The 20,427-nt window shown below is 37.6% G+C and carries 17 protein-coding genes, 1 tRNA gene and 1 pseudogene; 9 read left to right on the top strand and 10 right to left on the bottom strand.

The features are described 5' to 3' along the window. Positions 1 to 225: 225 nt before the first annotated feature. On the bottom strand, positions 226 to 1,254 hold the full coding sequence (gene pyrC / locus H1P_RS17750) for a dihydroorotase (RefSeq protein WP_144869789.1): 1,029 nt from the start codon (positions 1,252 to 1,254) through the stop codon (positions 226 to 228). Between the two features lie 79 nt (positions 1,255 to 1,333). Here pyrC and H1P_RS36215 point away from each other — a divergent pair, with 79 nt between their 5' ends. Next, positions 1,334 to 1,501, top strand: a complete 168-nt coding sequence (locus tag H1P_RS36215; RefSeq protein ID WP_186376016.1) for a hypothetical protein — start codon at positions 1,334 to 1,336, stop codon at positions 1,499 to 1,501. Between the two features lie 132 nt (positions 1,502 to 1,633). Here H1P_RS36215 and H1P_RS17745 read toward each other — a convergent pair whose 3' ends face one another. The 4 genes from H1P_RS17745 to H1P_RS17730 all read right to left on the bottom strand — a co-directional run bounded on the left by H1P_RS17745 (position 1,634) and on the right by H1P_RS17730 (position 4,927). Continuing rightward, positions 1,634 to 1,918 carry an FAD-dependent oxidoreductase gene (locus H1P_RS17745; RefSeq protein ID WP_144869787.1) on the bottom strand — a complete coding sequence of 95 codons (285 nt, stop codon included), beginning with the start codon at positions 1,916 to 1,918 and terminating at the stop codon, positions 1,634 to 1,636. A gap of 296 nt (positions 1,919 to 2,214) precedes the next feature. Next, entirely contained in the window at positions 2,215 to 3,012 is a 798-nt protein-coding gene (locus H1P_RS17740; protein ID WP_144869785.1) for a sulfotransferase family 2 domain-containing protein, read from the bottom strand. Positions 3,013 to 3,036: 24 nt separating this feature from the next. Next, positions 3,037 to 4,089 (bottom strand): hypothetical protein, encoded by a 1,053-nt coding sequence (locus H1P_RS17735; RefSeq protein ID WP_144869783.1) that lies wholly within the window; start codon positions 4,087 to 4,089, stop codon positions 3,037 to 3,039. Beyond that, a complete protein-coding gene (locus H1P_RS17730; protein WP_144869781.1) occupies positions 4,082 to 4,927 on the bottom strand; it encodes a sulfotransferase family protein in 846 nt (281 codons plus the stop codon). The genes H1P_RS17735 and H1P_RS17730 overlap by 8 nt, the downstream gene beginning before the upstream one ends. Before the next feature lie 321 nt (positions 4,928 to 5,248). On the opposite strand from H1P_RS17730, the gene H1P_RS17725 reads away from it, so the two are divergent. Together H1P_RS17725 and H1P_RS36210 are read left to right on the top strand one after the other, a co-directional pair. Next, positions 5,249 to 6,142 (top strand): aspartyl/asparaginyl beta-hydroxylase domain-containing protein, encoded by an 894-nt coding sequence (locus H1P_RS17725; RefSeq protein ID WP_144869779.1) that lies wholly within the window; start codon positions 5,249 to 5,251, stop codon positions 6,140 to 6,142. Between the two features lie 36 nt (positions 6,143 to 6,178). Next, a complete protein-coding gene (locus H1P_RS36210) occupies positions 6,179 to 6,343 on the top strand; it encodes a hypothetical protein (RefSeq protein WP_186376015.1) in 165 nt (54 codons plus the stop codon). 95 nt (positions 6,344 to 6,438) lie between these two features. Here the strand turns inward: H1P_RS36210 and H1P_RS17720 are convergent, their stop codons facing one another. The 4 genes from H1P_RS17720 to H1P_RS17705 form a co-directional block, all read right to left on the bottom strand. Continuing rightward, a complete protein-coding gene (locus tag H1P_RS17720; protein WP_144869777.1) occupies positions 6,439 to 7,518 on the bottom strand; it encodes a WD40 repeat domain-containing protein in 1,080 nt (359 codons plus the stop codon). Continuing rightward, entirely contained in the window at positions 7,506 to 8,474 is a 969-nt protein-coding gene (locus H1P_RS17715; protein ID WP_186376014.1) for a CobW family GTP-binding protein, read from the bottom strand. Before H1P_RS17715 ends, H1P_RS17720 begins: the two co-directional genes overlap by 13 nt. A gap of 103 nt (positions 8,475 to 8,577) precedes the next feature. Continuing rightward, positions 8,578 to 10,182, bottom strand: coding sequence for an ABC transporter substrate-binding protein (locus H1P_RS17710; RefSeq protein WP_144869773.1), 1,605 nt, complete (start codon positions 10,180 to 10,182; stop codon positions 8,578 to 8,580). A 192-nt stretch (positions 10,183 to 10,374) separates the two neighbouring features. After that, positions 10,375 to 14,385, bottom strand: coding sequence for a hypothetical protein (locus H1P_RS17705; protein WP_144869771.1), 4,011 nt, complete (start codon positions 14,383 to 14,385; stop codon positions 10,375 to 10,377). A gap of 217 nt (positions 14,386 to 14,602) precedes the next feature. On the opposite strand from H1P_RS17705, the gene H1P_RS17700 reads away from it, so the two are divergent. From H1P_RS17700 to H1P_RS17675, 6 genes are all read left to right on the top strand, one after another. After that, positions 14,603 to 15,199, top strand: a complete 597-nt coding sequence (locus tag H1P_RS17700) for a Uma2 family endonuclease (RefSeq protein ID WP_144869769.1) — start codon at positions 14,603 to 14,605, stop codon at positions 15,197 to 15,199. Positions 15,200 to 15,372: 173 nt separating this feature from the next. After that, a complete protein-coding gene (locus tag H1P_RS17695; protein ID WP_144869767.1) occupies positions 15,373 to 15,765 on the top strand; it encodes a DUF6508 domain-containing protein in 393 nt (130 codons plus the stop codon). A gap of 293 nt (positions 15,766 to 16,058) precedes the next feature. Next, a complete protein-coding gene (locus H1P_RS17690) occupies positions 16,059 to 16,886 on the top strand; it encodes a DUF3598 family protein (RefSeq protein ID WP_144869765.1) in 828 nt (275 codons plus the stop codon). Between the two features lie 30 nt (positions 16,887 to 16,916). Continuing rightward, positions 16,917 to 17,684 carry an RNA methyltransferase gene (locus H1P_RS17685; RefSeq protein WP_144869763.1) on the top strand — a complete coding sequence of 256 codons (768 nt, stop codon included), beginning with the start codon at positions 16,917 to 16,919 and terminating at the stop codon, positions 17,682 to 17,684. A gap of 31 nt (positions 17,685 to 17,715) precedes the next feature. Beyond that, on the top strand, positions 17,716 to 19,053 hold the full coding sequence (locus H1P_RS17680) for a serine hydrolase (RefSeq protein ID WP_246141780.1): 1,338 nt from the start codon (positions 17,716 to 17,718) through the stop codon (positions 19,051 to 19,053). 41 nt (positions 19,054 to 19,094) lie between these two features. Beyond that, a tRNA-Pro gene (locus H1P_RS17675) sits at positions 19,095 to 19,168 on the top strand. A 693-nt stretch (positions 19,169 to 19,861) separates the two neighbouring features. Here the strand turns inward: H1P_RS17675 and cas12k are convergent. Continuing rightward, positions 19,862 to 20,214 (bottom strand): annotated as a pseudogene (gene cas12k / locus H1P_RS39400) (type V CRISPR-associated protein Cas12k); the annotation flags it as partial. Positions 20,215 to 20,427: the final 213 nt, after the last annotated feature.

Genomic DNA, 20,427 nt, shown 5'->3' with positions numbered 1-20,427 from the left:
AATGGTCGGCATTTCGTACAGCTATGTCTTATCGTTTTGTCCAGTGGCTCAATCATAATTTAGACGTTTTTACTGCTTACAAAGCTAGTTTAGGGTTCATTTGGGCTTAGTTTTTGTTTAAGTCCCGCTAATTACTTACCCCTGAAGATGATCGACCTCAAGGGAAATTTAGCACGCATAATTTTAAATTTGATAGGCTCTTCCAGAATTCCCGTAGTGGTATTGTCAAGCCATTTGCCACCTCATCTCTTGACCCGCACATAAGGGAACGAGTCCAGATTCAAGAAATGGAACTTCATCGGGAATACGCCAGGTTGTTTTAGTCAAAGTAATCTGTTCGGTATTACGGGGGAGTTGATAAAAATCTGGTCCATAGAAACTGGCAAAAGCTTCAAGTTTATCAAGTGAATTAGCACTCTCAAAAGCTGATGCGTATAACTCCATGGCGTGCAAAGCGGAATAACAACCCGCACAGCCACAGGAACTTTCTTTGCTATTGCGGGTATGGGGGGCGCTATCGGTGCCTAGAAAAAACTTGGGATTGCCAGATGTTGCTGCTTGTAAAAGTGCCAGGCGATGCTTTTCTCGTTTCAAAATTGGTAAACAATAAAAATGGGGACGAATACCACCTTGGAATATAATATTACGGCTAAACAATAGATGTTGAGGCGTGATGGTTGCAGCGATCTTGTTGGTCGCTAGGACAAACTGCACGGCATCGGAGGTGGTAATATGTTCGAGTACCACCCGCAGGTTGGAAAATCGCTCCTTAAGGGGGATCAAATGTTTCTCAATAAACACCTTCTCGCGGTCAAAAACATCAACATCTCGGTCTGTGACTTCCCCGTGCAGTAATAAAGGTATGTCTACCTGCTCCATCATTTCCAAGACGCGATCGCACTTACGAATGTCAGTCACACCAAAGTCTGAATTGGTGGTGGCACCCGCTGGATAGTATTTTATCGCTTTGACAAACTGGGATGCTTTGGCGGAGATAATTTCTTCGGGGCTGGTGTTGTCGGTGAGATAGAGTGTCATCAGTGACTCAAACTGTTTGCCAGTCGGAATTGCTGCGATGATGCGCTCGCGATAGGCAGCAGCATCAGCTACTGAGCGTATTGGAGGCTTTAAATTTGGCATGATGATGGCGCGGGCAAACTGATGTACCGTATGGGGCAGAACTGCCTTCAGTGCCTCGCCGTCCCGTAGATGCAAATGCCAGTCGTCGGGTCGGGTTAGAGTAAGATTTTGCATTTTTCTATCATAAAACACCTAGTAGTTCCTGAAAGGGGTATGACCCAGCTACACTATACACTGCTCGACCCTAATTGTATTGGGTTACAAAACCAAGGGAATTGACTCTCATGAAGCGATCGCTAAATGGGGAGTTGAAATTGCAGCTTTTTTCTCAATTAATAATCAAATTTCGGCTAATAAAGCTAGACAACAACTCGACTGGAAACCTCAAACAGCTTTATCTTTGCTAGAGGACATCGCCTAAAACCATAAGCCATAGGTAAAGGCAAATTACTGTCCACCATTAGCACGATATTTTTAAAGTCAAAATATAGCAATTAACACTCATTAAAAATGTTGTTGCTAGTTCATGATTTGTCTGTCTTTAGCAAATATTTTAATACTTGCAATAATCCTCAAGGAGGGTTTTTAGTTTATACCGTTTCACCCAGTCCCAGGTAATGACATTTTCACCGTGAATGAACTCTGCACCCAGTTCAACTGGATGAGATGTAAAGCTGAGATCGGTGTTTATCCGTCCGCCTAAGCGATCGCGGGCTTCCAAAATCAGCACCTCATAGCCAGCATCTTGCAATAATCTCGCTGCTGCTAAACCTGCTGCAACCGCACCAATGACGATAACTTGGTAATTCGTTTTTGGGGAAGTTCCTTGAAGTGGCATCTGACTCTCTCCTGTAATCTGTTGTACCCGTTCTTTATATCTTTATCACCACACTGCGATCCACTGGCAATGTGGTGAAGTTCTTGATTAAATAGCTTAAAGCCATTAGCTGTTAGCTCGTTAATAATAAGCGATCGCTTTATTGAAAATAGCGATCGCTATTCAGAAACAGTGAGAACAATCCAAGTAACTGTCGTTGTACTAATCTGTCAAGAAGAAAAATTCAACTCTTCATATTAATATTAATACTCTACCTTTATTTATCAACCTGTAAAATGCCTGTATCAAGTATTAATTCAACAATTGACCCCAAACTTCTGTTTGGCGTATTCATAAAGCTCTAAATCGGGAGCGCAAATTATTTCGATTTTTTTCATTGTTTCCTCATCAACATGAGGATTATTTACGGGATTTTTCCGCCTATGGGTTATTTTTAATTTTGTTCCTGTCTGCTGTTTGAACTGAAAGATAAAATCTTTTAAATTCTCTAAAAAGCCTACTATCGCCAATTTATCGAGATTATCTTTGGCACTAGCAATTGCAACTGAAGACGTATAATCATAATTAGCTTTTTCTGATATGCCGCCAAAATATCTTATATATTCAAAACCACTTTCCTTTCCCAGGGGCGTATTTAAAAAAGTTGGTAAATCTTCTTTGATTTTAAAATGATCGCTTTGTTTAAAGGCATTATAAAAATAATTGGATATATATCTTTTTACAGGATGTCTTAAACAAGTTATATAAATATATTGCTGATGAAACTTTTCCCAAGTTTGAGAATTATAAGATACATGACCTGAGATATATTGAGTTCCTCTGAACATTTCATAAATAACAAGCTGTTCTCGAAATTGCAACAGCTTGTTAGTTTCACCTTTTTCGATATCGATGCCATAAAGCATCTTGGCTGTTTGATGAGAAGGAGAAGCTTCAATTCTACTATAACTATGTAGATAATGTTTCAAGATCGCTTTATCAATAGAAGTTCCTCCTGATTTGGGAATATGCAGAAAAAATACTTTAATTTTTTCTGGTATTAGTAGTTTTTTAAGCTGTTGTTTAGTTTTCCATTTAATTAGTGAAATGTCCATTTATTTAGTTCTAAAACTATTTATTTATTTCTCTATATTGAAAAACTCTTGTTTAAAAGCCTCAGCCATTTTTTGGAGAGCAAAGACGCGATCTTGTGGTTCGAGAATACATTTTTCGGGAGGGAAAACAAGCGGTTCAAATAACAATCTTGATGAGGGAGTATTGTTGGCATCAACAATGTATATTCGTCGATCTGTTTTATCTCTTAATACATCTAATTCGCCGTAGTCTAAACCTAATTTTTGGCAAACACTTAAAATCTTACTAATTTCATCTTCGTTAAATATTTCTTTGGCTTCGACTACCCGAACTGAGATTAAGCTGGGATAACCAAAAAAACGTTGTGTTTCTGTTTGATTTTTTTTGATATATATATAAACACAAGGAATTTTTTGTTGAAATATAGGAACTCTATAGTCAAGAACTTTATCCTCTTCTATTTCATTATCAACGAGTTTTTGATAGACAACCCCTGATTCTGTTTTATCCGTAGGACAAGAAATTATTCTGCCATCGTGTTGGGCATTTAAATTAGATTTAACTACACACTTTCCTGTATATGTTAGTGGATTTACAGTAATACTATAGCCAAAAGCTTCGTCAAATAATTGATTAGTTAATGACTTACTAACATCTTTACAGTGAAAATTGATGACATCAAGATTTTGTTTTGACAATCTAGATAAAATTAATTCTTCAGAAAAAAAGGTTTTATATCTTTGCCATTTAATTGCTAAATCAAATTTCTCTTCAGGATTATTGGTAACGTCATATCCTAAAAAAAGGCAAATTTGATAAAATGTAGCTTTTCGATAAGGAAAATCTGGATAAAATAGGATTTTTTTTCTGTTGTTAAGTATTTTTTGAGTTGTAGTTATTAGTTTTCGTACGATGCTTAATGGTTTTTGATGACACCCTACAGAAAGATTGTAAGTATATGCTCTGTATAAATTGAGTAGAGAAACAGGTATCTGCTTCTGAAGAAATATTTTGGTTTTATTTAAAGGATTATTAATATCAGTCGATTCAGTTTCGGCAATACTTGATAAGAACGAAAATGGAGAAAGATTAATCATCGTAAGAATATCCCTGCAAGAAATTGTATTGATCTATTTGACTTTTGACCAAATCGATCGCTCGCTCGTCCCACTGATAAGTAAATCGAGTTTTCTTGGGTGATTTAAAAACAATACTGGCACAATCATCTAGATATTTTTGATTTATCTCAACGTCTAGAAACCCACAAAGTTGACTTAAAATAGCTTTTGGATCGTCAATTAACGATTCTTGTCGAATATCTAAAATATCTTGTGGCTCTATTTGTGTTTTTAAGTAAGCAACCGTTTTACACTTAGTAAAGTATGAATTTATCCCATATTCCAAATCAGCTTTTTTTCGGGCAATCATAGTAGTAATATTGTCATAGGGATTTCTAACTACGTGGATAAATTTAATCGGAACATCAAGTCTATCTGGTAAAACATTTAGAATTTTAGGATTAGTGCGAATAATCAAGTTAGTTGCACTTCCTCTTTTATCACCAATAACTTTTATAGTTTGAAATTTTCCCTGAGATTGATGGGAAACTTGATAAGAATAACCAGTTTCTTTTCGCCCTACATTTGCTTTTCGTCGCGAATTTTGCAGCAATAAATAGTAGATTTTTTGGCAATTAACCCCTTGCTCGAAAAGTTTAAGGGCATTAAGTTCGTGTCCAATAATTATATTGGGATGGGCATCTAGTAACGAACCAACTAAGCTATGTCCGCTTCTAGTGTAACCGACAAACATACAATATTTTTCTACAGATTTAAATAAATCTTCACGTTTAAATAAGTCATAAAGATAATATTGGCAAATATCGCTAATTTGTGTGGCTTTATTTTTAGCTTGCTTATACTTATGTTTTAGCATCTTATCTAGCTACTTTAGTAGTTATTTTGACATATTAACTAATTGTTTAAGCGAGAGTATCAACATCAAGTTAAGTATTAATCATACTAGGCAAATGTAAAGAAAAAGTGACCACGATCGCGAGGATACTGATATTTTTAATTATCGAAAATATAAAAGTATTATTAATTTGATTTCTCTAGCAAGAGTGGGGATCGCTTATTCTATTTCCCAATTATTTACTCAAATTTGTTAAGAATTAGCTATTACTATAAACTGATACCAAAGTTGGCAGTTTGCTAACTAATTACAGTTGATTAATAAATAAGAGCTAGTCAACTTATGAAGACATTAATCAAAAAATTCCAGGGAAAAATAGCACGTATAGTTAGCTTTTACCGCCTTATTCAATACTTGTTTAAGGTTAGTCGAGATCCCGAACTCCATCCTATTCTCCGTTCATATGCAGGGAATTTTCCATTATGTCTGGTTTCTGAACCCCTGCTTTGGCTCAAGATGGTGCGAAACTTTAAAGCTCGATTTATCAAAGCCGAGCAACGCCCTTATGCCTTTTACGCTCCTCCTCTTAGTGCTTCTGGGTTTGGCGAACCAAATCGAATTTCTAAATTCCTAGAAGATAATTTTACCGTTATTGCCTCGGAATTTTCCCTTTGCGCTCCGCCTGAAGTACCAACTCCTTCTCAAAGTTTGGTTGATGAGGGTGTTTGGAACACATTCCCCCTAAGACGCTCGTCTAAAACAGTCCCAGAAAATATCTCTCGTTGTCCCCAAACTTGGGCATTGGTAGAACAATGTCCCCTTCTACAAGGTGTTGACGGTGGAGTTTATTTTTCAATTGTTTATCCAGATACCCATATCAGTAGTCATTGCGGTCCATCTAACCTAAAACATCGTTATCACCTAACTATAGAAGAAGCAGAAGGTGCCAGGATTAGAGCGGGACATGAATGGCGTACCTGGCGACGAGGAGAATGTTTGATTTTAGATGATTCGTTTGAACATGAAGTACAACACAATGGCGATAAAAGAAGGGTTGTATTGATTGTTGACTGTTGGCATCCTGATTTGACTGAGAAAGAACGCAAATTTTTGACTCATCTGCATCAAATCTGGCAGAAACCAACACGAAAAGCTGTCGAAAAGCAAGGAGCATCGCGTCGGAAAAAATACGAGCAGAAGCCAACAGTCAGCGCACTCAGCACTAAAAATAATTGAATTTGAGCTAGCTAAAAATAAGTACTAACATTAATTGTGAACCAGTATAATTTAACTAATATAGCTTGGGGTTTGAAAAATAAGCTTTCTAATTTACTAAACAGAAAAGGTACAGTTAAGGAGCTAGATTTTTGGCTACTCGAAGAAATCAGTCTATCCCTCTGTAACCACATCATCCGTCAATTCTTGAGTAAATATTAAACTAAGACGAGTCGGGACAGCTTATGCTTCCACTTACGACAATTTATGGTTCAAGTGACAATAAGTAATCCAAATCGCAATCTTAAATCTTAAAATCAACCAAAACCTTGACCACGCATAGATTCTGACCAAATAATCAGCTCCCCATTGTGACCTCCAGCAGCCAAATGCTTACCCTCTCTATCCCAAGTTAAACAAGAAAAACCATCACGCGCACCTTTTAAAATTTGTCCTACTTGTTTGGCTTTGAGCCATAAACACAAGCAACCATCATCGGCAGCAGAAGCAAGTAATAAACTATGAGGGTGAAAGGCTAAAGCGCGAACCTTACTATCGTGTAAATTTAAAACGCGAGCATTCCAACCATCTCGATCTTGAGCTTCTTTTTTCCAGACAGCAATTCCCGATCTGCTAGAAACTGCCAGTAGAGGTGCATTATTGGGCAAAGGTTGCGACCAAGTTAGATGAGAAATCTTACCTGGAAATCCCCGCATCACCCAAGGAGTAGGTACGCCGTATTTGGAAACGGTGATGATATTTTCTAAACTACCAGAAGCAATATATTTGCTATCACTAGACCAAGCAATAACCAGACTAGCTGAAGGTGTATCGATTAGATAAGGGTCATCACTCCAATTATGAGCATTCCAAACTTTGACCGCACCCTTTCCAGCGATCGCCAAATTTTCGCCATTTGGTCGCCAAGCTAAATCTAAAATAGAGGAGTTAGTAAAGGGCAAAGTAGTAATTACTGTTTGGGTATCAGCATCCCAAATTTGAACATAACGCCCCAAACTAAAGGCTAATTGGTTACAAGTAGGACTCCAACTCAGTTTATCTACCCATTGAGGTGCATTATCCAAGGTATAGATCCCCCCTAACCCCCCTTGAGAAAGGGGGGAATTAAGGATAGACCAAACTCTGACTTTACCATCCTGTCCCCCAGCAGCTAAAAACTTGCCATCGGCGGAAAAAGCGAGACAGTCTATCGATGCTAACCCCGCAGGTAATAAAAAAACAAGACTGCCATTTTGCCATAAAACCACTTCCCCCGCAGCCGAACTAGCAGCTAAAAGACCATCGGGCGACCAAGCTACTTGGGTAACGTATTCCGCAAGATTACCCCGCCACTGTGGTTTGAATAATACTTTGCCCTTGGCACCTACACCAGACATTGTTTAAAGTCCTCTCTCAGTTGGGCTTCATCCAGATTACGACCGATAAACACTAATTCATTTTTACGGGTTTCGCTTTCTTTCCAAGGGCGGTCTGGTTTACCATCAAGTAACATATGTACTCCCTGAAACACAAAACGTTCATCTTCCCCAGCAATATTCAAAATGCCTTTCATGCGGAAAATATCCACACCTTTGGTTTGTAATAGTTGACTCAACCAGTTCTTCAGTTTTTGTCCATCCAGTTCTCCAGATTCCACAATGGCAAAAGAGTAAACCGATTCATCGTGTTCGTGGGCATCTTCATTTAAAAATTCGGGGTCGATTTCCAAAGCACGATCTAAACTAAAAGCTTCCACCCCTAACAAGGCATCCATCGATAATTCAGAATTTTGAGTGCGATAGATTTTTGCCATCCCATTCATCCCTTTGATTTTGCTTTCCAATTCATTTAATTCTTCAGGACTAACAAGATCGGTTTTATTAAGCAGAATCACATCGGCAAAAGCAATTTGTTCCTGTGCTTCGTCTGCTGACCAATGTTGTTGGATATGTTTGGCATCAACTACGGTGACAACTGCATCTAAAGCAATCTTGTCTCGCAGATCTTCATCAACAAAGAAAGTTTGAATTACGGGGGCGGGGTCGGCTAACCCAGTAGTTTCGATCACCAAATGGTCGAATTGATGACGACGCTTCATTAAGTTACCGATAATCCGAATCAAATCCCCACGAACCGTACAGCAAATACAGCCGTTGTTCATCTCAAAGATTTCTTCATCGGCATCAATCACTAGTTGATTATCAATGCCCACTTCACCAAACTCGTTAACGATTACTGCTACTTTCTTACCGTGTTCGTGGGTAAGAATGCGATTGAGGAGAGTGGTTTTTCCTGCACCGAGATAGCCAGTCAGTACGGTTACAGGTACGCTATTAGTGGTTGTCGCTACCATAATCTAAATCTCTAAACTCTTTAGGGTATTGTAGGTGAAATTTTTGATTGTTATACCAATTCTCGCGCATTAGCTAGATAGCATATTTTGCTAAATCGCTAGATCAAATGCCAAACTTATCGATTTGTTCTTTAAGATAAGCCTGGGGTTGTTGAGGGTCGAGTGTGTCAAATCGAAGTTTTTCGACTTTCAACAATGCTTTGGGTGGATTTGCGCCAAGCTCCTCGGCTAATTCTCTAGCTAAGTCAGTCAGAAATATTTGTTGTCCGATTGTTTTGTAGTCAGCTTTTTCTTCTGGTAAGTAATCCCAGCGTACTAACTGAGTAGTAATCCAGGTAGCAAAGCTTTGCCAGGGATAGGGATCGAAATCAATGCGATCTGGTACGGTTTTTATATTGCCCAAGCCGTCGCTAAAAGTACCAGTCATCACTGATTCTAGGACATCTATTGGTTGATTGAGATATTTTTCTTCAGCGATCGCTCTGGCTACTTCAATCCGATTGGTTAGATTGCGGGCATAGCCAGCAGCCTGAATAATGGCTTTATTTAATGCTCTAAAGCTATTAGGATGTTGTTTAATCCAACTATCCCCCGCAGCAAAAGCACAGCAAGGATGACCAGGCCAAATATCTTTAGTTAAGATGTGGATAAAACCAATATCATCGTAGACCACTCTTTGAGTAAAGTTATCGGGCAAAATAAAGGCATCAATTTCGCCAGCTTTCATTTTAGAGATGGCAGCAGGGGGAGGTAAGACAGGGGTTTTAACATCAGTATCGGGATTTAAGCCACCACCAGCTAAGTAATAGCGCAGAATTAGATTATGGTTAGAGTAGTAGTAGGGAATGCCAATAGTCAAGCCTTTGAAGTCCGCAGCACTTTTAATTTTTCCCTTATGTTTGTTGGCAACTGCAATCCCCTGACCGTTATTATTTTCAATACTGGCAAGCTTCACAGAAAAAGCAGTGGCATCTAAACCCAAACTCATAGCGATGGGCATGGGTGCGAGCATATGATAAGCATCCAAGTCACCTGCAATTGCATCATCTCGGACTACTGACCAACTAGAATATTTTTTTAGCTCTACATTTAAGCCATGATCCTCATAGAAGCCCAACGGCTCTGACATAATAATCGGTGAAGCACAGGTAATAGGAAGAAACGCAACTTTGAGGTCAGTTTTTTCTAACGGACCTGTTCCAGCAGGCTCTTCTTCAATAGCTTGTTGATTATTACAACTTGCCAAACTAACTAAAGCAGCACCTATTGCCACATTTCGTAAAAATCGACGACGACTGAAACGACTGTTACTAAGAGTGTCATTAAAAAATTGTTCGGACTTATGACCAAAGGCTGCTGCGAAAGCTTCGTCTAAACCTCCTGCTTGCTTAATTAATTCATTGACTAATCGTTCCCGCTTAGGATTACCCCGTCCCGCCATTTTGAGAAATAAAGCCTTCTGTAAGTCAGCTTTGCTAATACTGTCAGCTAGATCGAGTGCTTGCTGGTTGTATAAACCCATTCTCATCAAATCATCAATTAGCTCATCAGGCTGACTGGGCATATCTGCCATAAACTTCCAGTGATCTTCAGTACTATGAAATTGACCGCAAACCAAGCATTTCAAAGCCAAATCTTTGATGTCTACACGATCGCAAGATAACTGTTCCCATTCTGTTGTCGTAGAGTTCTGGGCGTTAAAAAGCATAACTGGCAATTCTTACCTCATGGCTGTCGCATCCAATTATAGGGGCAGTTTACGAATAATAAATTATGCACCACTATTGATGTAACAAATTGTATTTATTTAAGTATTTAATTGCGTAATTATTAGTCTTAAAGATAGTGATTAAAACAGTTAAAATAAGCAAAATTATTAAGCACAATTATTTAGATATTTTTATTGCCAATCGTGTAATTTGTTACTGTAATTTTGCAAGCGATTGCTTAAATTTTTTCGTTGTTTTTCAAAACCCGCAGCTACCACAATGAGGCATACTCCTGCTAATAATCCCACAATCCATTTCAAGAAAGAATAAGTGAAAACGAGAATGATTAACTGATAGATTACGGTTAAAATTAGCGTAATTGTACCTGTGAATAAGAAAGCTCGAATTCTTAAGCCTAAACCACTAAAGATTAAACCAAGACTAATTAAACTAGGAATAACTCCTGTATCTTGATAAAAAAGAGCAGTTACGCAGAGAACAATACAACCCATAAGACGAATATAATGGCGTTGTTGACGATGGGTTTTAAAATCGGGATCGAATTGAGCAATATACAAAATTGATAAGCTAATAATTCCTGCTAACCAAATAGATTCAGTGTTATATTGCCAAACTAACCTCACAATTCCCCAGTTAATAAAGCCTAAGCTAACATAACTCCAACGGAGATTTTTTTGGTGATAGGCAATACGGAGATAAAAAATAGTAGTAGCTAACAAGCTAAGGTAAGAAATATCTTCTGCTGTAACCACAGCCATCAGCGCGGGAATAATTAAAGCAGTGCGTCGCCAAGGAGTAGCCCGCCAACCAAAGTTTTGCCAGGGTATTTGATAGATAGCTAGAGCAACCACACAGGTAAAAATAACCCGCAATGGATCGAATAGGCTCAGTTTGCTAATAATTAGGCGACTGTAAACTAAGGTAGCAGCAATTTCCACCAACCCCACATATACCCACCAATCATTAGCAGTATTCGTTGTTGTAGTTTCTGGTTCGCGATCTTTACCTTGAATCAAAGCATAAGCACCAAGGCAAAAGCTAGTAGCAATACTAATAGAGATTAAACGGGGGGTAGCACTTTCAATAGCTATACCCGCAGCAAGAATTTTCAGAATACTGCTAATTGCCCAGTGGATATGAGCAATCATAATAACTTGGGATAAATTAAGCGCAAAGATAGCTGTTTGTTGTCTTCGGCGATACCACCATGCACCCAAACGATAAGAAAATGCGATCGCTGCTGCTACTAATGCTAAAATAGTTAAACCATCCGCAGCACTACCCCCTGATGAGAGTTGCATCTGATAAATAACTAACTCATAAATACCGATAGATATCCCTGCAAAGGCGAAATATTTAGTAATTAGATTGGTTCTCGGCTCATCAAAATTAACGTTAATCAAAATAATTGCTGCACCAAAGGTTAATAGTCCCGTGTAAGCATTAAAATATGTTAGTCGTGGAAATATTCCCAAAATGCCATAAACCAGAGGAATATACATTAAGTTTAAGCTTACCCAAGATGAAGATGTTGTTTCTAGCCAACCCACCAAGAATAGAGATATTAAGCCTAAAATAATATTAGCAACGGCTAAAGTTAAATAATTACCACCTGTGGTTATGATTAATCCCGCTACGAACAATTCAATCAGCCAGACAAGGGCATATAAAATCAAGTTGTTAGGTTGCTTTCGATAACGCCGTACAATCGCGGTAGCAACTAAAATTATTGTTAGTAAGTACTGAGTCTGAATTTGAAACGCAGAAATACTAAGAGAAAGAATAGTCAGTAATAGTATTTCCAGTAAAATTAAAAATATCGCCCAATAGTCAGCAGCTTTGATATATTTTCTAATTAATTTCCCATTTATCGGCTCTGTTCCCACTCCCAATATTCCATGTCCAATCCGTTGAGAAATATAAGAAAATCTAGGAGTATCTAAAGTCTGTTGCAGATATTGACGAAACTGATACAAACCCAAAATGGTGACTGCGCCCACAACTAACCAATTCCAGTCGGTAGCATAACTATAAAGCACGCTAGCAATCAGACTTACACCAAAACCTACATGAATGACTGTTACGATTGTGTGACGCAGATTAAAGGCATTAACCAACATTAAAGCGATCGCTAATGCTAAACTAATAAATCTAGTTATAGGTTGCCCAATCACTAAGAATTGAGCCGAAATTAAAGCAGTACAACTGAGGATAGTCGCTAACCGACGCTGTTGTATCTTGCGGGTATATTTCGCAACGAGGGTTAGCATACCAGGATTAATCAACCATATTAATCCCCAAAAAAATGCACCAGGAGTAGGGTTGGTTTCGATTTGTGAGAAAAAACAACTATAACTAATTGCCCCCAATAATAAACCAAAATACCAACAGCTTTGCTTCAGTAGGAATAAATAATGAAAGTTAGATTTAATTCTCGGCTGCTTTACGAAACTAATATAGATACCCAACTCCGCAGCCATCAATAAAGTTAAAATACTTCCCCAAACGCCTTGACTCAAATTAGGAAAAATAACAGAGATTGCATTGGTGAGACTGACTAATCCCAATAAATGAGTCAAGTAAATCAGAGAAATTCTCAAGGGTTGACGAATCCAAGCTACATAACCGAGAGTAATAGTAGATAATAGTAAATTTAGCGATCGCCAAGTGGGATTAGAAAAGCTAAGATAGGTTAAGACAATACCCAAGATTAAAGTTAAACCTTCGGCAAAGGAAGCCAAGCTGGTTTTTTGATGACGATATAACCAAGTTGCAATCCAAACAAACAATATTACATAAGGAAAGAGAGTTACCCCAAAAACTGATTCGGGAAAATATTCAGTTTGACTAATTCTAATTCCCAGATCGAGTGCGTTGCTACGTAAACTAAGGGGAATTAATTCTTTAGAAATATAGAGAGTTTGTAAGCCAATCAAAAAGATTGCGGTTAAATCCCGTTTACGCCAATAAAGAGTTAATCTTTGACTAAATAAATGAATTGCTAAAGCACTAATTCCTACAGTTTGCCAGAAAAATAATGCTTGGGAAAGTCCTGCTAATAGAGAGCCTAACCAAGTTCCTGTCAGGATAATAATACTAATTATTTGAAAAATTTTACTCAAAAAAGCATTAGTGAGGGACTTATTCCCTTCAAGGGCAGAGCTTGTAAGCGGAGTAATTTGCTCTGCTTGCTGTTTATTCTCTTCAGGCTCAAGAGTCTTTGCTTTTCTTTCTATAGTTAAATATATGGTTGCTAATAGCCAGCTAAATAAGGCAATCGCTAGCAAGTAATTAGGTATTAGTATTTCATTTCCTAATAATTCTCGAAGTAATAATAATAGCCAAGCTGTAAATAAAAATAATAACTTATTTGTCGGGTATTGTTGTTGAGAAAGCAACCCAAAATAGTGAATTAAACTAATACTAATAATTCCACTATAGATAGCTATGATGGGTATTACATCAATTTGCCAAGCCAGATGCAAATAGCTAAATAACAAGAAAAAAGGTAAAAAATATTGATTGCGTCTTTGAGGTTTAAACTGTAGATAGGTAGTACCCGTTAAAGTAATAAAAGCGACTATTATAGTGAGCCATTCTAAGATATTATTGCCCAAACCAAGCTTATTAATCGCCCAAAAATTGATTGGTACCAGTAAAACTGCGATCGCTTTTAATGTTTGAGAAGTTAACTTTAAATTGTCTTGTTGACTCGACCAAAAACCAATACCCCAAAAACTAAAACTATAAATTAAAAGAATCAAATATTGTCCAAATCTAGGGAAATTATTCCACTGACTCGCTGCTAAAACACCAGAAGAAACAACAACTAAAAATATTCCTAAAAATAGTAACCAGCGTATACTTAACTCATCTAAAAAACTTTGCCATAATTGCGTAACAACATTAGGTTTTGTAGTAACTTTTTCTGAATTTTCATTAGATATTGATTGTCTATTTTCTGGGATAGCTGCAATAGCTTCTACTACTTGTTTTGCAGGTAAAGTACAACTCAAATGTTGACGACAGATATTTTTAACTTGAGCTTCGCTAATTAAATTTAACTGTATCCATTGATCTAAACCTTGTAACAATTCAGGTCGGTCATTCTTAACGTATATCTCTAGATTTAACCAAGGATTATCCTGATACTGTTTTTGGCGTTTATCATTTGGGGGCATAAGAAAAGAAAATAACTTACATTTTACTTATATCCTAAAACCTTGCTTTTTTTGCTTAAATGAAAAGTGTAATCATTTAGAAGATTCCGAGCTTTAAGCGTCCAAAAATCTTTTAAATAGGGGTTTAAAACGACCGTGTATTCGCCAAGATGATTGAAAACGTGAGTTTTCCCAGTTCTTTAGCTGATATTAATGATTTCGATAATGGAGAGACAAGATGACAGCAATTCTTTACAAATGGTCACTGGACGAGTGGCACGAGCTAATTGACTCTGGAGTGTTGGAGGGAAAACCAGTTGAATTTCTGGAAGGAGATATTGTCGAGATGAGTCCAGAAGGTGTTGAGCATAGTTATACTAATCAGTCCATAGCTGATTACCTCAGAAAACTACTCATTGGTAAGGCACATATTAGAGATGCTCATCCCATCACTCTAGATAACAGCGAACCAGAGCCAGATATAGCTATAGTTCGTCTACCAGAAACTATATACCGTAATCATCATCCTTATGGTCAAGATATCTATTGGCTGATTGAGGTGCGACCCCGCGCCGACGTAAGGCGCAAGGGAACGCGCACCTTTGAAGTATCAAATAAAACTTTAAAGAAAGATCTAGAGCAGAAAATTATTACTTATGCTCGTAATGGCATACCTGAATATTGGGTAATCGATCTCAAGAACAAAAAGTTAATTGTTCATGCCAAACCGAATCAAGATAATTATTTGCAAGTTACTGAATATCAGTCTGGTACAGTTACTCCTCAAGCTTTTTCTGGTATCCAAATTGGACTTAACGAACTTTTATTGTTTTAACTATAGTTATTTTAATTAGTCTCTTGAGGAATTTAACTTCTTGGTTTATGTCTAGATAGCGATCGCTATCTAGTAAAATAAAGTCAAATATGCTCGCTTGTTCATTGCCACGATTACTTTGATGATTTCTCTTCCTTTTACCAATGTTTAACAACGCAAGGAAATTAATTGAAATGACTATAACAGCAAATGATATTCAAGAATTAGTCGATTTTTTACCTATTTTTTATGTCCCAGAATTTCAACCGATAGAAAAATGGAATTTCAAAAATCCTGATGGTACTTCGATTGCTCCATATCCTATTTATACTGAATCAGTAGAACATTTTTTCAGATTAGCATCAAAATCATGTTGGTTTGTTTCTGTATCCAAACGTTTCGATTCCAAAATTCTAGAAGACGGCAAATTTATCAATAATGCCTCATTAAAAGAAATAAAAATTATGCTTGATTACTTTCTACGGGCAGAACGTTACTGTGATGGTTTCTGGGCTAGTTTGATTAAAGACGGGACAATTTGCGCGCTTTTAGAACGTCTTAAGGAGATTAAAAAAGAATACAGATAATCAACTTGAAATTTTAAGATAATTCTTGCATAAATATTTTGTGGTCTGGTTAAAAGTTATTTCTATCTCAATTTTTGACAATTAAAATCGTAAAGAATTAATTAATTTTTTCACCCAAATATTATCATTGGAGTCCCAACTAATCAGTCCAAACTCCAGAACCAATTCCAACGAATAAAGTTATAACCTTGAGGATACTTATCTAACAACGAACAATTGCCTCTAATCTATTTCCTTTTGCAAATCACCATAACATAATAGAACAGGAAAAAAGATTAAGGAGTAAATTTAAGATGCTTTCTCAGTGGGAATGTTTTTTAAAAAATTTGGGTGAATGGCATGGCTCGTTTACTCGCTTGTCTGCCAAGGGTGAAGAAACAGAAGATACCCCTAGCATTGTCACTTTAGAAGGACGACAAGATAATCAAGCAGTATATCAGGTTGTCCATTATATGCCTAAAGATCGACCAACCCGCGATGTTGAAGTTAACTATAATTCTACTTCTCTCAATCGCAGTATTTTATTCTTTGAAGATGGGACTTTTTGCCAAGGAAGTATGCAGTGGAGTCCTTACAGTCAGTTTGGTGCTGAATTTGGTATCATAGAAGGCGATCGCAGATTACGGATGGTAGAACTCTACAATAGCTCTAGTAGTTTAGAAAAAGTAGTTTTAATTAGGGAAAAATTACCCAATAGTCAAACCCCTGAAAGACCTCCATTAGAGGTAGATAATCTTGTCGGTGAATGGCAAGGGAAAGCGATAACTATGTATGCCGACTTACGCAATCCCGATACCTTTGAGACTCATCTCACAATTACCAAATTCAGCGATCGCTATATCCAACAAATTCTTAGTTTTGGCGATCGCAATATAACATCTACAGCCAAAATTGAAGGGAACCGCTTATTATTTGAAAATAGCAATCTCCCCATACAAATTTTATTATTACCCGATGGTGCATCTTGTAATTGCCCTCTGGAAACTAAACTAGGTCATCATTTTGTTTTAGAAATGGGTTGGTTATTAGAACCAAATCGCCGTAAAAGAATTATGCGTAGCTTTGATGATAAAGGTGCTTGGACAAGCTGTACCCTAGTAACAGAGACTAAAATTAGTTAGTTAGGAAAATACAGTGAATTCTGTTTATAGATGGAAAAAATTAAAATTGTTGTAGTTGAACCCGCAGGAGCATTAAACATTGGCTCAATTGCTCGTGTGATGAAGAATATGGGATTAACTCAATTAGTGTTAGTCAATCCAAGATGCAATCCTGTAGGAGAAGAAGCCCGTCAGATGGCGGTTCATGCTCAAGACATCTTAGATAATATTGTAGTTGTCGATAGTTTGCCCATCGCTCTCCAAGAATGCCAAAGAGCAATTACGACTACGGCTCGTCCTCGCGCTTTATTCACAGATTTAGAATCACCGAGAAAAGCACTTCCTTGGTTGATTGAGCCTAATGTTAACTCTGCTCTCATCTTTGGTCCAGAAGACCGAGGATTAAGTAATCAAGAACTCAATTATGGACAGCGATTTGTTGGTATTCCCGCCAATCCTGTTTATTCTTCCTTAAATTTAGCCCAAGCGGTGGGAATTTGCGCTTATGAACTCTATCAAGCATTTTTAAGCCAAAATATTGACAAATCACCAGCTTATGCTAACTTACAAGAGAATCCAACAAATAATAACAATTCAGTTTCATCACAGGATGCACCAGTTGAAGCAGTAGAAGCTTACTACGATAATCTAGAATCTTTACTGTTAGATATTGGTTATCTCTATCCCCATACAGCAGCGACTCGTATGGCAAAGGTTCGACGCTTATACAATCGTTCCTACTTGAAGTTAGAAGAAGTATCAATGTTGCGAGGAATGCTGCGTCAAATTCGTTGGGCAATGAATCGGAATCGACCATAAGTGTTTCACTATTCAGATTTAGGAGTTAGGCGTGAATCGAGAAGTCAAAATCAACCTTTTGTTTCCTTCCAAAAAAAATAATCATCAGCCTAAAACATCTGTTAAGCAAGATTCTCGTCTTAACAGTGAAAACTCCCAGCTTCGCTCTTCTGAAAAAGGGACAATTCCAGCCGTCAAAAAAGTTCGTCATCCTCAAACAAAACCTCTCAAAAAATCTTCTGTGCCAAAAAGACGCAAATTACGTGAGGGGCTGACCCCGCCCTCGAAGGGCAGGGCTTGTATGCCCCGTCAAACCAAGAAGCAGCGTCAACTAAATCTTTTCCCTAAAATTACCATTCCTACACCTGTAGCTTTTTTGTCTCGCCTCACCATTTTGACAGTAGGCATTAGCACGATTCTCGGTTCTGCTATATCTATGACTAATTCTTTTAATACCAATCCTACCGTTAAAAAGCCAACTTCTTCGATAACTCAAACTATCACAGAAACAAAATTATCTCAGTTAAAAAACCTGTTTTCCGTAATTTCTGTTGGTCAAGAAATAGTTCCTCTCCAAAAACAACTGCAAATCCTAACCGATCGATATCCCCAACTAGAACCAGGAATTCTGATTGCAGACATTGAAAGTAAGGACTATGTCAATCTGGGAGGAACAGATACATTTGCTGCTGCTAGTACAATCAAAATCCCCATATTGGTAGCTTTTTTTCAAGATGTTGATGCAGGTAAAATCAATCTTAATCAGCCTTTTACCATTACCAAAGAAAGTATTGCTGACGGTTCTGGCTATATGCAATATCAGCCAATAGGAACAAAATTTAGTGCCTTAAAAATTGCTAGCAGCATGATTACAGTGAGTGATAATACTGCCACTAATATCTTAATCGAACATTTAGGAGGAAAAAAAGCTTTAAATCAAAGATTTGCCGATTGGGGTTTAACAACTACACAAATCAGCGATCGCTTACCCGATAAACAAGGTACAAATACGACTAGCCCTGAAGACTTGAGTAACTTGTTGCTGAAAATAGACCGAGGTGAATTAGTATCTCTGGCTTCGCGCGATCGCATCTTGGCAATTATGAAACAAACAGAAAGAAATACCCTATTACCTCAAGGTTTAGGCAAGGATGCAGCCATAGCCCACAAGACAGGTACTCTTCTTTCAGTCTTGGGAGATACAGGTATTATCTATACACCCAATGGTAAACGCTACATTGCTTCTGTTTTAGTTAAAAGACCAGATAACGATCCTCAAGCAGAATCATTGATACAGGAAATATCTCGTACTGCTTATCAACACTTTAAGCAAAAACCACCACAGTCTAGTGAAGCATTTCAAAAGCCACGCCCTTTTCTGGCAGAATAATTATCTCTCTTAAAAAGCTATGTTAGGATGATTGTGACCAACGGGATGTAGCGCAGCTTGGTAGCGCATCGCTTTCGGGAAGCGGAGGTCGAAGGTTCAAATCCTTTCATCCCGATACTTATTTGTACAGTGACTAATTATTTGTCGTTGGAGTCAAATTGATGTCATGGAGACTAATTACTTGTTGTTGAGCCAAATTAGCGTCGTCTAGAAGGTAGTGACAAAATCTTGTCGTCTTAATCCCGAAAGCGATGCGCCTTTCAATCCATCCTAATATACTTGTAAAATTTTTACCCCTTTCAAACCAACCCATCGCAAAATGGTCGTTGAAACTCTGTAAGCTGAAATAGTTATTAAGACTCATTTCCAGGGTCAATTTTGACAAACCTCAAAAAAAATCCTTTATTTTTTGCTGCATTACAGTAAAAACTATTTTATCAAAAGTCTTAAAAGCTTATCAGGCTAGACTTGTAGCATTTTGTCGAACCTTCTAGGGATTTCGCCCACGCTTAGGTTCGTCAAAAAACAGAAAAAATGAGGATGGATTCCTCCTTGCTCGGAGGTGATTCAGTAGCGATCGCTGTAGTATATCTACACCACTTATTGCTGGGGGCGCACCTTATTCCTATCAAAAGATAGCAGCATCAGGGCGGACAGCTACTAGGGTCAGAAAGCATTCTGCCTACCGACAGTAAAACTAACCCGCATTTAACATAGTTCAGAGGTTCAATTAGAACATGACCTACGGCGCGATTTGTTTGTCAATAATTATATTTGATTTTCAAGGTTCAAAATGATTGGTTAAAAATTATTTACGCTCGCTATATGCTTTTAACGCAATATCTTTAGCTTGTTCAGCAGGACTACCACGAATAGATTGTTTAGTTTCTTCCGTTACAATTAGAGCTTTAGCTGCCTGTGCTTTGATATTTTCTATTAATCTGCCATAGCTCCAGTTATGAATCGGTATTGTTTGGCGTATTCTTTTTGTTTTTCAGTACAGCCAGGAATCTTTTCTTCTGCTCTAAATTGAACTTCCGTTTGAATGATTTCTCTAATATTTTCAATTTTCGGGATAACGATACTTCCCACTTGATATTCTTTCGCTAATTTAACGTTCGCTTTAGCTAGAAGACGGTCGATATATTGACCCAATTCTGATTACCAAATTTATTATTAGCGGGACTTAAACAAAAATTAAGCCCAAACAAAGCCACAACTGGCTTTATAAGCTGCAAATACGTGCTGATTTTGGTTCAGCCATTCGACAAAACGATACGGACATCTCACGATTCTGAGGAGACCTCAGAATTCGTGTCCTCAAGATATAGCTGTACGAAATGGCTGTCTTAGCTTCAGGAAATGTATCCAACG

The organism is Hyella patelloides LEGE 07179 (genome assembly GCF_900659865.1).
GTDB classification, from domain to species: domain Bacteria; phylum Cyanobacteriota; class Cyanobacteriia; order Cyanobacteriales; family Xenococcaceae; genus Hyella; species Hyella patelloides.
Note: the sequence above shows the minus strand (reverse complement) of the source record. Positions and strands in the feature narration are given on the sequence as shown.